This window comes from Cerasibacillus sp. JNUCC 74, assembly GCF_053667775.1.
The window spans coordinates 509,135-523,165 of record NZ_CM132207.1; the positions used below are offsets into that span (position 1 = coordinate 509,135).

Consider the following 14,031-nt stretch of genomic DNA (forward strand, 5'->3'; position numbering starts at 1 on the left):
TTATTGGGTATAGATGAGAAATATAACAATAAAATTACTTCACATTTTAACATGTTGTGAAATGAAAAAAGACCTGTTGAAGTAACATGGAAAACATGCTATGCTATACAGGCTTAACCGTCTTTATCTTTAATTTGTATTTATAAATATCCTACTTTATTATAACAAACTTTATAAGTGAAGTCAATGAAAAGCCTAATAAAATGAAATGGGGTTGATGAAATGAGTCAAGAACAGAAAGATTTTCAATCCGAACAGCGGCGAGTTAATGATGTCTTATCACAAATCCAACAAAAAGAAGCAAAACTTGCAGCAAAAGCAATAAATTTAAAAGACAGCGTAATTCATTTACGAAAAACGTTTTGGGACGATGTGACAGTAAACTTAGATGAGCCAGATGATGTTATTGAAACAGAAGCAAGTATTAAACAACAAGCGGAGCTGCTAGCGCAAAAAGAAACGATCCATGGCGGTTTAAGCCGAGAGTTAAAAACGTTAAAAAAGCTAGAGGATAGTCCCTATTTTGGTCGGGTTGATTTCAAAGAAGATAATCAAGGGGAAATTGACAAGCTATATATAGGAGTTGCTTCATTAAAAGATGCAAATGAAGAAAATTTCCTCATTTATGATTGGCGAGCCCCGATATCCAGCCTTTATTATGATTATGGATTAGGTCAAGCCAGCTATCAAACTCCAGAAGGAAAAATCACGGGTGAGATTTCCTTGAAGCGGCAATTTATTATTCGTCATGGTGAAATTAAAGCGATGTTTGATACAGGCTTAACGATAGGTGATCAATTATTGCAAGAGGCTTTAGGGACAAATGCGAGCACAAAAATGAAAAGTATCGTAGCGACTATTCAAAAGGAGCAAAATAAAATAATTCGTAATGAAAAGAGTAAGTTGTTACTAGTGCAAGGTGCAGCTGGCAGTGGAAAAACATCTGCGGCATTGCAACGAATCGCTTATCTGATGTATCGTTATCGAAAAATGCTCAAGCCGGAAAATGTGATGTTATTTTCCCCTAACCCGTTATTTACCAGCTATATTAATAATGTTTTACCAGATCTTGGTGAAGAAAATGTAAAACAGACTACTTTTTTAGATTTTTTACAAGATAAAGTAGGAGTTGGCTTTTCTATTGAATCGCCGTTTTCGCAAATGGAATATTTGTTGACAAACAAAACATCTGCCGATTATCAAATTCGTTTAAGCAGTATCGAATATAAATCATCACTTATGTTTAAACAGCTTATCGATCATTATCTAGATTCTTTATATACATCGGGAATTCAGTTTAAAAATATTGCATTTCGTAAGCAAGTAGTGATCACTAAAGAAGCAATCGCGGAATACTTCTATTCATTGGAGAAACACATCTCGCTTGCTAATCGTATGGAGTTAGTAGCGAAATGGTTGATCAAAGAACTGAAGCAAATTCAGGATGGAGAAATTCATAAAGACTGGGTAAGGGAAAAAATTGAATTACTGAATAAAGAGGCGTATGTAAAGGCGTTTTATCAATCTCAAAAACAAGGTGTAGATGATGAGTTTATTCTACGTAAGGCAGTAGTAGCTAAAATGGTTGCAATCTTAACGGATCGTATTAAACAATATGCATTTGTAAATGTACGAAAGACGTATCAGCGACTATTTACAAATTGGCAGCAGAAAGATATACCTATGCCGAATGGTTGGAAACAAATTGCTGAAGAAACATGGACTGATTTACAGTCTAATTATTTACGTTGGGAAGATGCAGCACCATACGCTTACTTTAAAGGAAAGTTACTAGGTGATAAAGTGGATCGCTCTGTACGTTATCTTGTTGTAGACGAAGCACAGGATTTTTCCGCTTTTCAGTTTGACTATATAAAGCACTTATTTCCGTATACCAGGATGACTTTATTAGGGGATAGTAATCAAGCTATTTATGTTCATATGTCTAAGGGGAATCCGTTGTTGTCAGAAAATGAACAGGATGTGGAACGAATTGTTTTAACAAAAAGTTATCGCCCTACAAAGCAAATTGTCGAGTTTACCATGCATTTTGCTCCCTATACGGAAGCTATAGAACCATTTGAGCGTAATGGTAATAAGCCTGTACTGATGCAGGTAGAGGATGAAAATGATATAACGGATGTTCTTATCAAAAGTGTACGAGAGCTGTTTGCAGAAGGGTATGAGACAATAGCCATCATAACAAAAACGCTTAAGGAAAGTGAAACATTCTATCAACGATTAAAAGACCACATCGCAATTAGTCAAATCAATGAAGAAACGTACACGTTCATGAAAGGACTATTAATTATACCCGTATATTTAGCAAAAGGGATTGAATTTGATGCTGTGTTGATTCCGGATGCTTCAGCTGAGCATTATCCAAAAGAAGATCAGACTTTATTTTATACATCCTGTACGCGGGCCATGCATGAACTTCGTTTAATTACTTCCGGTCAAACGAATGAGCTTATCAAACAAGCTCCGAAAGCAACCTATAATTCCATAAAAGTATAGTTATAATATAAAGAAATAAGCGACTTTAAAAAAGAGTCGCTTGTTTTTTATGTGACTGGAAAATATCGGACAGGCTGCTTCTTTTGCTCCCTTTATTTTTTTGCTGCTATTGCATGGAAAATACCTTTCTTTTGAGGTGGCTGCCGCAAGACCAATGTATCACCTATAATACCAATCATTATAAAGACGAAGACGATAAACAGAACCTGCTCCTTCTTGAAATAACGTCGAAACGAAGGAAAATAAAAAAACCATTCCAAAGGTTAGTAAACGTATTTTACTACTCCACTCTAAAGATTGACGCATACGTCTAATCAATTGGATAAACTCCTTTGTTATATTTAGATCGTTTAAAGCGTGTTTAATAACTCATATTGATAAAGGGTGACTCTTCCGGCTACCACCCCGGAAGAGTCTTTGAATTACCCGAACTACTAATTTATCCGTCGATTGCTTGAAGTTCTATGTTGCAAAAAAGTCTAATAAGAGAAATCATCTTCTACATTTTAATTACTCCACTTTTATTTAATGATATAACTTTCTTGAAGATGTTATGGTTGAGCTTTTATTCCTGAATTATTTAACCGAATCTATATTAATTAACTTAGGTGAATTATTTTGCCTTAATGAAAAAATACATTATTTTATAAAAAAAATCAAGTGGCTTTTATAATATTTTTGAGAAAAGAGTTGCTTGACAGTAAATATGTTTTACTATACGCTAAGCAGTAAGTATAGATACGGTTAAATTCGTTGACGAGAACAAGTAAACATATGGATGATCTACAGAGAGTTGGCATCTTGCTGAAAGCCAATGTTCCACATATGTTGAATATCCTCTTTGAGAAGAAAGGCTGAATACGAGTAAGTCTTTCCGGAATCCTCGCCGTTAAAAGAAGGCGCGTATGAATGTACGTGAATAAGTGCTGAATTCGCTAACAAATATGTTATACGATTCGGAAGCAGGGTGGTAACACAGGTGAAACTCGTCCCTATTATGGGGGCGAGTTTTTTACTTTTCTTGGAAGTGATATCCGTTTCTATTTACAAAAGCTGTGCCATCATGTAATTGTCATGTGCAGTGGAACATCTTTTGCTGCAGCACATGCAACAGGTATGATTGCTTTAATACTTTCAGAAGATAAGACATTTAAATTAACTGATGAAATAACTTTTAATCTCGAGCAATGGGATAAGAAAAGTTACGGTAAAGGTTTATTAACATTAAGAAAAGAAGAAATAATAAATGAATTTTAAAAAATAACAATTAAGATTATTATCGCGACTTTACTATTACAAATTTTACCATTAGCAAATCTATCGCTAGCTTATGCTGAGGATAATACTGAGAGTACTTCTACATTAAATGAGGAACAGGAGAGTTTTGAATTAATTACAGATAATTTCAAATTAGGAGATGAGCATAATATTGATAAAGAAAGTGAAAGTGAGTACATATTAGATTTAGATAATACAGAAAAACTAGATGAATTCGAAGTGGAGTTAACAAATGGCCTGAAAGAAGAGTTAATTATTTCAGAAGACGATGAATTAGATATTCAAGTACCGAATTTAGAAGAAACATTATCATTAGAGATAGATTATGAAAATGAAGACATTGATGCATTGTTTGATTTGGAATATGACTTAGAAGATAATACATTCTATGTGTCTAGTGAAGTTACAGAAGATACTGAAACAACTACAAATAACTTTACTGTTGATGTTCTTGCACTAGAAGGGGATCATTTTGAAGCAATATTTACAGATAACAGAACAGGGGAAGAGTATTTATATGATTCAAGTAAGCTAGAAGCATCAGCGGTTCCAGTTGTTGCATATGTAGTTGGTGGAGTCATTGTAAGGGCTGTTGTAAAACAAATAGCAAAGAAAGTTTTTAAATCTGGTTTGAAATTTACAAAAACAACAATTAAACGTATGAAAGATCCTAATAGATTTGTACCAGCCCAAATCTTAAAACTAGCTACAAAAGGAAAAGCATATCGAGATCCACGTGGTTCAAAAGGAAAAGCATATTACACAACGATGTATAAAAATGGAAAAAAGTATAATTTACAGGTAATATATAATAAAAAAACAAATAAAATCTACCATTTTCATTATACAAGAAGTGCAATAGGACTATTAAAGAAAATCAAGAAATAAAAGGAGAATTACATAGATGGGCGATAGAGAAAAACTTTTGAATCTAGTAAAAAATTATTTAAAAAAGAAAATTAATACAGAAACATTTGCAAATAATTTCACTATTTTTTTTAGCCAAGAAATAAATTACGATGTTTTAAATGAAAAAGAATATTTACTGTTTTGTGAATTAGAAGACATTGCTAGTCGCTTTTCCCCTTTCGAAGAAGATTTTTTAGAGTATCCGTATTATTCTAGAGAAGAAGACGTATTTAAAAAGGCGAAAGAGGTGTATGATGCTTTAAATAAAGAGAACGAGATATGTTCTTCATATACTGATAAAGATAATACATTTTAGTTATTATAAATCAGTATGTCAGCATGTGTATAATGAAAATATTTATTAATTTTTAACAAAGTGGGTGTCCTTGGTAAATATGAAGAGGATGTTATTCTTTACGTGACCCTTTTGTGCCCCTCAAAGTTCATTTCGTTTGATTTGAATTGATATGTAATTTATTAATAATCACACAAACTCAATATTTTGAGCTATTTTGATAGAAAATGATAATAGAGAATTATCCGTTTCGAGATGGAAGGCAGCATTAGATAACAGCTCTAATCCTTGTCATAGCAAGTTTGTGACAAGGGTCTTTTTGTCTGTTTCTAATTTTGTGCCTAAAAAAATTTCGTTTGTACGAAATTTCCTTATTTTTCTTCCTTTTACTCTTTAATGTTTTCTCAAAATATCATCTAACTTTCAAGAAATTATGCTTAATTCTAAGATGTCTATGTAGGGACTACTGAATAATTATAAATCCTTGATTCTATCCTATTTGTAACTGTTTTCCTCGAAATAAGGTGCAAAGTAATTTAAAATGGGAAGTAACAATCATGCCTGATGAATTTTTTCTACCATTTGGTGGTAGGCCGAACCCTGACAATCGTTGGATTACCCTGTCTTTTCTTATCCCTTGGGCAGAAATTGAATCGGATTATATTAAGCGGTTAGGAAATCTCAATGAAGGAAGTAAGGCTTATCCAGTTCGCCTTGCACTTGGATCTCTAATTACCAAAGAAAAGATGAGGCTCAGCGATGAGGAAACAGTACTTGCGATTATGGAAAATCCATATTTGCAGTACTTTATTGGTCTGCACGAATTTCAGGAAAAAGCACCTTTTGATGCTTCTTCTATGACGCATTTTCGTAAGCGTTTTGATCAAAACTCATTAACGATTTAAATGAGCGTATTGTTCAAAAACAACGAGAAGCTTCCTCCGATAAACGTTCTAAGAATGACTCTCCAGATCAGGATGGTGGCACGCCATCTTCGGGTGGATCTTCTGAATCAAAAGAGAGTCAAGCAACCAAAAAATATCATCAAGGAAAACTCTTATTGGATGCCACTTGCACACCGTCTGATATTGCCTATCCAACCGATGTTGGACTATTGAATCAAGCAGAAAAAGTGATTGATATGCTTCACGCACCTTTCATTGCAAAACAGCGTAAACCTCGTACTTATCGTAAAAAGGCACGAAAGCAGTATCTGTCCTTATCCAAGCAACGAAAACCTGGTAAAGAAAAAATTCGTAAAGCAACTCAACAACAATTGGGTTGTGTCTACCGCAATTTGAAACACGTCATGAAACTCGGAGCAGCAAGCCTTCACACATTAAGTAAGAAGCAGTATCGTGACCTTCTTGTCATTCAAGAATTGTATCGCCAGCAGAAAATGATGTTTGAAGCAAAAAGTATGAGTATCAACGACCGTATTGTCAGTATTAATCAAGCCCATGTACGTCCAATCGTGCGTGGTAAGGCCAATGCGCGTACAGAATATTGACCCAATGCAACTGGTAGAAACATATGGTGCAGATGCACTGCGTTGGGCTTTATTGGCGGATAGTGCACCGTGGAATAATAAACGCTTCTCAGCAAATTTAGTTGCACAAGCGAAATCTAAATTGATCGATACGTGGCAAAATGTGTACGCTTTTTATGCTCTGTACGCTAAGATCGATCAATTTGACCCACAACAACATAGTAAAGGAAAACAAACATTGTTGGATAAATGGATATTGTCACGGCAACAGACGGTAGTAAACCAGGTGAATCGTTATTTGGATGAATACGAATTTACCTTAGCTGCTAAAGTCTTAGCAGAATTTGTAGACCAGGTGAGTATTGGTATATTCGCCGTTCTCGTGACCGGTTTTGGAGTGAAGGGATGGAAGATATCAAATTGTCCGCTTACCTTACATTAAGAGAGGTATTACTAACAACTAGCAAGTTACTTGCTCTATTCATTCCATTTATCACAGAGGATATTCATGTAAAGCTTACCGGTAACAGTGTTCATTTAGCTGATTTTCCTAACTATAATGAAGCGGGTATAGATGATCAGCTTGAGCAAGAAATGGAAAGGGTTCTTCAAGTTGTAGAACTTGCAAGGCATGCCCGCAATCTATCCAAAATCAAGACGAAACAGCCTTTAGCTTCACTGACTGTCATAGGAGATAAAGAAGCTGTACAGTTTTTAAGAAAATATGAATGGATTATAAAAGATGAAATAAACGTTAAGCATGTGTATCTAGGAAGCGATCTTGAAGATCAAGTTCACTATGAAGTCAAATTGAACTTTTCTACAGCCGGGCCAAAATTAGGAAAACGGACAGGCCTTTTGCAAAAACAGCTGCAACAGTTATCTGATGAATCTATAGTTGAAATGGTAAAAGGAGACTGTAAACTAACTTTACCTTCAGGAGAATCTCTGCTGCTTGATGAAGAAGATCTCATCGTGAAACAGGTTACGAAAGCAGGAGTAGAAATGGCTGCCAACCAACCTTATACGGTGCTCTTAGATATGGTCATAACAAAAGAGCTAGAGCAAGAAGGGCTAGCTCGCGAACTCATACGCGCTGTGCAGCTTTACCGAAAAGAGTTACATTTACCAGTTGATAAACGTGTATGTATTACTTTTGATGTAAGTGATCCCATAAAGGATGTCATTAAGCAATTTCAAGATTTACTAACAACTAATTTATTAATAAGTGATCTAAAATTTGGTGAAACAGCCGTAATGAAGACGGTTGAAATCGATGGGGAAAGTATACGTTTAGGGATCGATTAATTGAAAAAGGGGTTGTCTAAAAAGTTCGTTTTTGACTAATTAGCACCAAATTAAATAAACCCCCAAGAATGCTGATTTAACAACATTCTTGGGGTTAGTTTTTTTACTTTACGAGCTGAATTACCTCTTTTCAGACAGCTCTTTTTTATATACTTTAATGAATGACACAATGGAATGATCGTTCAATATGTGCATAATTTCTCCTAACTATAATAAGTTTGACAGCTGGGTTTTTAATCAATTAATTTAGTGTAAGCACCGTGTCGAACTGGACCTACATATTTATTCAGCTTCCATCCATGTTTAATGGCTGCAGTTACAAACTCTTTGGCGGCAATAACGGATTCTTTTACAGAGTTTTCCAATGCGAGATTAGCCGTAATTGCTGCAGCAAATGTACAACCGGCACCGTGATTATAGGTTGTCTGGATTTTTTCCTTTTTTAATAGGGTAAATTCTTGTCCATCATAAAAAAGATCAACAGCTTTTTCATGGTCAAAAGCAGTTCCACCTTTGATAACAACATTTTTTGCGCCTAACTCATGAATTTTTACAGCAGCTGTTTTCATTTCTTCCATCGTCTTGATCCGACCTGTTTGTGCTAATTGTCCAGCTTCGAACAGGTTTGGAGTTGTAATGATTGTATGAGGAAGCAGCAGTTCACGCATTGCATCCGTATTCTCCGGCTGCAGCACATCATCTTCACCCTTACATACCATTACCGGATCTAGTACATAATTTCTTATGTTATAATCGGAAATTTTCTTAGCTCCTAATTCAATAATATCAACAGAACCAAGCATTCCTGTCTTCATCGCATCAACACCAACAGATAGAATCGTATCTAATTGTTTTTCAACAATCGTTACATCTATAGGAGAAACACAATGCCCCCAACCATTGGGGTCCATTGTAACGATAGAGGTTAGAGCTGTCATGCCGTAAACATCGTGTTCCTGAAATGTTTTTAGATCCGCTTGAATACCAGCGCCACCACTGGAATCAGAACCTGCTAGAGTTAAGGTTTTCTTCATTGTCATAGCTATCGCTCCAAACATAATTATTGTTCATATATATTCTTTCTATATAGAATATAACAGAATTTTTCAGATTAAAAGTAATAGATACTAATTCAGAACTTCGGATTTTAAATGAAGTACGATTAAAGAACGAGCAGGATAGTATTTATAAAAGTTGAAAAGTAAGAGAGATCACTATAAAGTTTAGCTAGAACTCCCAAAAGCTGCATCAGGCACTTGAAAGTTGAGAGAGATATATCAAAAGCTACAAGAGATGCTTTGAAATGAAGCGCTACTATACTGTAAATATAAAGCAAAAGCTAAAATGGAGAGGAAGCATAATTTTTTCATTATCGCCAATAATGTAATTTATAAGCTTTCCTTGAGAAAAATGGAAAAAGTAGTGTATTATTTTATATAACTCAAAAATATTGGGAAAAGTGGAGGCGATAAAGTGAATACAAAACGCTGGCTTGCAATCATTATTGCTGCAGTATTATTAGTTGTATCAATTGGATTTCAGTTTGTCAGCAGTTTTGCGACTGCTAATTTTTCAGACATGTTTACTTTAATGGATCAGAAGTATGAAGAAGAGATCATACAAGAAGGAATGGGAGATAAGATTGCTGTTCTGTATCTAGATGGAGTTATTCAAGATACAGCACCTAGTACATTAGTTAATACAACTTCTTATAATCATAAACAGTTTCTGGAAATGCTTAATGAAGCTGGGGAGGATGAGTCAGTTGACGGTATTATTCTTAGAATCAATACACCCGGCGGTGGAGTGGTAGAAAGTGACGAAATTCATGACAAAATAGAAGAAATCCAGAAAGAGAAAGAAAAACCAATTTATGTTTCTATGGGAAATACTGCTGCTTCAGGGGGATATTACATATCTGCGCCAGCTGATAAAGTAATAGCTCATCCAGCAACGTTAACCGGGTCTATTGGTGTTATTATGGAAGGATATGACCTTTCTGAATTAACCGATAAATGGGGTATTGATTTCAATACGATAAAAAGTGGTAAACATAAAGATATTATGTCATTTTCACGAAAGATGACCAATGAAGAAAGAGAAATCTTACAAACAATGGTCAATGATATGTACAATGATTTTGTGAAGGTTATCGTTGATGGAAGGGGAATGTCAGAATCCAAGGTTAAAGAGTTGGGAGATGGCCGTGTTTATACTGGTAGCCAGGCAAAGAAAAATGGATTAGTCGATGAGCTGGGTTCATTAGATGATACGATTGCGTATATGACGAAAGATTATCAGCTTGATGATGTTCAAGTAGTTAAATATAATGAACCAATGGGCTTTAGAGAGTATTTAGGCATATCTTTAGGTTCGTTATTTACAAAAGAAAAAGAACTTTTTAACGTCATGGATGTAATTAGGGAGTCTAACGCTCCTCGTGCCATGTACCTATATTCCAATTAAGGGGGGATAAAATGAGTGAGCTTACTGCTGAAAATGCAATGATGGAAATAACCAGTGACACATATAGATATGCTGGGTTTTGGATGCGATTTTGGGCATATATTATGGATTTAATTGTTGTTGCAAGTATTAACGGTATTCTTTTAACCCCATTTAAATTCATTAATGATGGAGAAGTTATTGAAATGGGATTTTGGACGTTAACAGGCATTATTGCGTCCATTACGTTCTATTTATATTTCCTGCTTATGACGAAAAAGTTCGGTCAAACATTAGGGAAAATGATTATGGGAATTAAAGTTATTCGGGAAGATGGAGAAAAGTTAACATGGAATGATTTATTATTTAGAGAGGTAATAGGTAGATTTATTCATCGTGTATTTTCCTTTTTAGCTGTTCTTTATATCGTTGTTGCTTTTACGAAAGAGAAACAAGGAATACACGATATGATTGGTAATACAAGAGTAGTTTTTGTTGATTAAGCTAATAATAAGCACATAAACAGTACCGGTGTGTATCACTTTTCTGTTTATGTGCTTTTTAAAAATAAAGATGAAACTTGATTTATGAGGGTCTTCCCTTCATTTCCTACTGATAGTTATAGAACAAAGGCTAAAATCTGGGCGTCCTTAAAAAAGCATGCGATATCGCTGCCGTAGTATCCTTGTCCATGAAAACCGCGTTGTATCGCTATCGTAGCAACTCTGTCCTTTAGACGCGGTCGAAGCGGACATATATCTGTTATCTCCCACTAAGACTTCATCATATACTCTATAAGTGGAAGATCTTATGACATCTTAGATGCGTGATACTATTTTAGCATGAAGTTACGAAACTTGAGTAAATGTTAATTTCTAACAGGTTACGCGCACAATGGTTGATTTCCCTTCAAGTTTTCCAACATGAAGAATAAGATTTTCGTTTAGAAGTTAGTTTAACGATTTTACTTTTTAATTGAGCCAAAGCTAGATAGTCAACCTATCTTCAGAACTTGGATACAATCCAAGTTTCTTTAGTAATGCTTGTTCTACTTTTTTGAAACGCTGTAATTGACAATGGATAAACTTATGAAATAGGTGTATTGTTACCTGTTATTTCCATGTAAGTTACTACAATGTAGTTATGTTACTTTAGGGAAATTCTCAATTTCATGAGTAATTTATCAATAGTGGGGAATGTAATATTATAAATAGACAAATTTTTGTTTGAGGTTTGTCATACTTTTGTCATGGTAATTCGTCCTTTTCTATTAGAAAATAGTTTATACTAATTATTACGTGAGTTGATCACTAATTATTAACTTTTCCTTAATATAAATTAGGCTGAAGGAAATAAATTGATGAATGTTTGAATGATCACTTTTGAACAAGAGGCGAATGCCGATAAATAGGAGGGATTGCCGGTTATGATGGATTTAGATCCAGTTTTAATGAGTCGTTTATTAACGACAATTACTTTAGTATTTCATATTATTTTTGCAACTTTAGGTGTCGGGGTCCCATTGATGATTTCCATTGCTGAGTTTATTGGGATTAAGAAAAAAGATCCACATTATATCATGTTAGCCAGGCGATGGGCCCGAGGATTTATTATTCCTGTGGCAATTGGAGTAGTAACAGGAACAGCTATCGGTTTACAACTATCCTTGTTATGGCCGGAATTTATGCAATTAGGTGGAAATGTAATTAGCTTGCCGCTATTTATGGAAGTATTTGCTTTCTTTTTTGAAGCAATATTTTTAGGGATCTATATGTATACATGGGATCGATTTAAAAATCAAATGACACATTGGTGGCTCTCATTACCGATTGTAATTGGCGGTGGACTTTCTGCGTTCTTTATCACAACTGTAAATGCTTTTATGAACACACCGGAAGGTTTTAAAATTGGCAAAAATGGCTTTGCAGCGATTAATCCATTGGAAACGATGTTTAACCCGGCAACACCAACAAAAGTTTTTCATGTATTGACGTCTGCATATTTAACGGTGGCTGCTATTTTAGCTGCATTTGCTGCATTTGGTTTGCTAAGAAAGAAAACAAGAGAATATCATAAAAAAGCATTAAAGCTAACAGTCACCTTAACATTTATATTTGCGATTTTTACAGCAATAGCAGGAGACGTTTCTGCCAAATTCCTAGCCGAATACCAACCAGAAAAACTGGCAGCTGCGGAGTGGCATTTTGAAACAGAGAAAAACGCGGATTTAATTCTCTTTGGTTGGTTAAATGAAGATAATGAGCCAAAGGGAGTAATACGTTTTCCAAGTTTACTTAGCTTTTTAGCATTTAGTGACTTTGATGCTGAAGTAATTGGACTAGAAGAATTTCCAGAAGAGGAACGACCACCATTATGGATTCACTATATGTTTGACTTAATGGTAATTATTGGCTTCTTCTTACTTGGCGTTTCATTTCTTTACCTTATCCTTTCAAAGTTAAAACGATGGAATGAAAATAATAAATTCATGCTAGGGTTGCTTATTTTAAGTGGACCTCTAGCAATGCTAGCAATTGAATTTGGTTGGATTTATGCAGAAGAAGGAAGGCAGCCATGGATATTGCGAGGATATATGACAGTTGAAGAAGCAGCAACGACGTCACCGTATGTAGGGTGGATGTTTATCCTATTTTTATTACTTTATATAACACTTGGTGTAATCGGAGTAGTCGTGCTTCGTAAGCTATTTAAAAATAATCCGGTAGAAGATGAACTGGAAAAGAAATACCCGTCCATAGAAAAGGGTGATAATCAATGAGTTATGAAATAATTGGGATTACGGTATTATGGCTCTTTTTATATGGTTATTTGATCGTTGCTTCTGTCGACTTTGGAGCTGGTTTTTATGCGTATTATGCGAAAGTAACAAAAAAAGATCATATTATTAACCAATTAATTTCCAGATATTTGTCTCCAGTATGGGAAGTAACTAATGTGTTCTTCGTGTTCTTTTTCGTCGGTATCGTTGGCTTCTTCCCTGACTCTGCCTACTATTATGGTACTGCACTGTTAGTGCCCGGAAGTATAGCTATTATTTTACTGGCAATTCGTGGGTCATTTTATGCATTTGAAAATTATGGATCGAAGAAAAGTAATGTTTATATGTTTTTATACGGTGCTACCGGATTATTAATTCCAGCCTCCTTGTCAATAGCACTGACGCTGTCAGAGGGGGGATTTATTAAAGAAGAAAGTGGAACAGTCTCCTTAGATTACTTTGCATTATTTACCAGTCCGTATTCTTGGAGTGTCGTATTTCTTGCGATCGTATCTGTATTGTTTATCAGTGCAACCTTTTTAACCTTCTATGCAGCAAGGGCCAATGACTTTAAAGCATTAAAGCTTGTAAGAAAATACGCATTATTTTGGGGTACACCTACGATTATTGCTGCATTGACGACGTTTATTGCACTAGGTCAGCATAATCAACGCCATTATCAAAATATGTTTGATTATTGGTGGATGTTTGGCTTATCAGTAGGATTTTTTATGATTGCCATGTGGTTAATTTATCAAGGAAGGCGATATGGTTTAGCGTTTATTAGTGTGATGCTGCAATTTTTCTTTGCTTTCTTTGGCTATGGTGTAAGTCATCTTCCATATATTTTAGATCCGTATATAACGGTATATGAAAATGCAACTCATGAATCAACAGGAATTGCACTAATCATCGTTTTTATTGCAGGTCTATTCCTATTAATCCCTTCATTAATTTTACTACTACGTCTGTTCTTGTTTGACGCAGACTATGTAAAAGGGAAAAAATAAG

Annotated in this window: 14 protein-coding genes and 1 other annotated feature; of the genes, 12 read left to right on the top strand and 2 right to left on the bottom strand. The window is 34.9% G+C overall.

From position 1 onward, the window contains the following. Positions 1–222 precede the first annotated feature (222 nt). Complete coding sequence (gene helD, locus JNUCC74_RS02395; RefSeq protein WP_454066753.1) at positions 223–2,517, top strand: RNA polymerase recycling motor HelD; 2,295 nt, start codon at positions 223–225, stop codon at positions 2,515–2,517. Between the two features lie 159 nt (positions 2,518–2,676). Here the strand turns inward: helD and JNUCC74_RS02400 are convergent, their stop codons facing one another. Continuing rightward, complete coding sequence (locus JNUCC74_RS02400) at positions 2,677–2,835, bottom strand: hypothetical protein (protein ID WP_454066754.1); 159 nt, start codon at positions 2,833–2,835, stop codon at positions 2,677–2,679. Positions 2,836–3,261: 426 nt separating this feature from the next. Continuing rightward, positions 3,262–3,514: a binding site (T-box leader), on the top strand. A gap of 56 nt (positions 3,515–3,570) precedes the next feature. Here JNUCC74_RS02400 and JNUCC74_RS02405 point away from each other — a divergent pair. The 7 genes from JNUCC74_RS02405 to JNUCC74_RS02435 all read left to right on the top strand — a co-directional run bounded on the left by JNUCC74_RS02405 (position 3,571) and on the right by JNUCC74_RS02435 (position 7,796). Continuing rightward, a complete protein-coding gene (locus tag JNUCC74_RS02405; RefSeq protein ID WP_454067815.1) occupies positions 3,571–3,774 on the top strand; it encodes a S8 family serine peptidase in 204 nt (67 codons plus the stop codon). Positions 3,775–4,014: 240 nt separating this feature from the next. After that, complete coding sequence (locus JNUCC74_RS02410; protein ID WP_454066755.1) at positions 4,015–4,683, top strand: SAR2788 family putative toxin; 669 nt, start codon at positions 4,015–4,017, stop codon at positions 4,681–4,683. A gap of 16 nt (positions 4,684–4,699) precedes the next feature. After that, complete coding sequence (locus JNUCC74_RS02415) at positions 4,700–5,020, top strand: hypothetical protein (protein ID WP_454066756.1); 321 nt, start codon at positions 4,700–4,702, stop codon at positions 5,018–5,020. A gap of 536 nt (positions 5,021–5,556) precedes the next feature. After that, positions 5,557–5,904 (top strand): transposase, encoded by a 348-nt coding sequence (locus tag JNUCC74_RS02420; protein ID WP_454066757.1) that lies wholly within the window; start codon positions 5,557–5,559, stop codon positions 5,902–5,904. A 155-nt stretch (positions 5,905–6,059) separates the two neighbouring features. Then, the gene (locus tag JNUCC74_RS02425) at positions 6,060–6,509 is read left to right on the top strand and encodes a hypothetical protein (RefSeq protein ID WP_454066758.1); all 450 of its coding nucleotides are present in this window, start codon (positions 6,060–6,062) and stop codon (positions 6,507–6,509) included. Next, the gene (locus JNUCC74_RS02430) at positions 6,490–6,930 is read left to right on the top strand and encodes a class I tRNA ligase family protein (RefSeq protein ID WP_454066759.1); all 441 of its coding nucleotides are present in this window, start codon (positions 6,490–6,492) and stop codon (positions 6,928–6,930) included. Before JNUCC74_RS02425 ends, JNUCC74_RS02430 begins: the two co-directional genes overlap by 20 nt. Further along, a complete protein-coding gene (locus JNUCC74_RS02435) occupies positions 6,894–7,796 on the top strand; it encodes a DUF5915 domain-containing protein (RefSeq protein ID WP_454066760.1) in 903 nt (300 codons plus the stop codon). Before JNUCC74_RS02430 ends, JNUCC74_RS02435 begins: the two co-directional genes overlap by 37 nt. Positions 7,797–8,029: 233 nt before the next feature. Here JNUCC74_RS02435 and pdxK read toward each other — a convergent pair whose 3' ends face one another. Then, on the bottom strand, positions 8,030–8,836 hold the full coding sequence (gene pdxK / locus JNUCC74_RS02440) for a pyridoxine/pyridoxal/pyridoxamine kinase (protein WP_454066761.1): 807 nt from the start codon (positions 8,834–8,836) through the stop codon (positions 8,030–8,032). Between the two features lie 433 nt (positions 8,837–9,269). Here pdxK and sppA point away from each other — a divergent pair, with 433 nt between their 5' ends. The 4 genes from sppA to JNUCC74_RS02460 all read left to right on the top strand — a co-directional run bounded on the left by sppA (position 9,270) and on the right by JNUCC74_RS02460 (position 14,030). After that, a complete protein-coding gene (sppA, locus tag JNUCC74_RS02445) occupies positions 9,270–10,262 on the top strand; it encodes a signal peptide peptidase SppA (RefSeq protein WP_454066762.1) in 993 nt (330 codons plus the stop codon). An 11-nt stretch (positions 10,263–10,273) separates the two neighbouring features. Beyond that, the gene (locus JNUCC74_RS02450) at positions 10,274–10,744 is read left to right on the top strand and encodes an RDD family protein (RefSeq protein WP_454066763.1); all 471 of its coding nucleotides are present in this window, start codon (positions 10,274–10,276) and stop codon (positions 10,742–10,744) included. 923 nt (positions 10,745–11,667) lie between these two features. Next, positions 11,668–13,020, top strand: coding sequence for a cytochrome ubiquinol oxidase subunit I (locus tag JNUCC74_RS02455; protein WP_454066764.1), 1,353 nt, complete (start codon positions 11,668–11,670; stop codon positions 13,018–13,020). Then, positions 13,017–14,030, top strand: a complete 1,014-nt coding sequence (locus tag JNUCC74_RS02460; protein WP_454066765.1) for a cytochrome d ubiquinol oxidase subunit II — start codon at positions 13,017–13,019, stop codon at positions 14,028–14,030. The genes JNUCC74_RS02455 and JNUCC74_RS02460 overlap by 4 nt, the downstream gene beginning before the upstream one ends. Position 14,031: the final 1 nt, after the last annotated feature.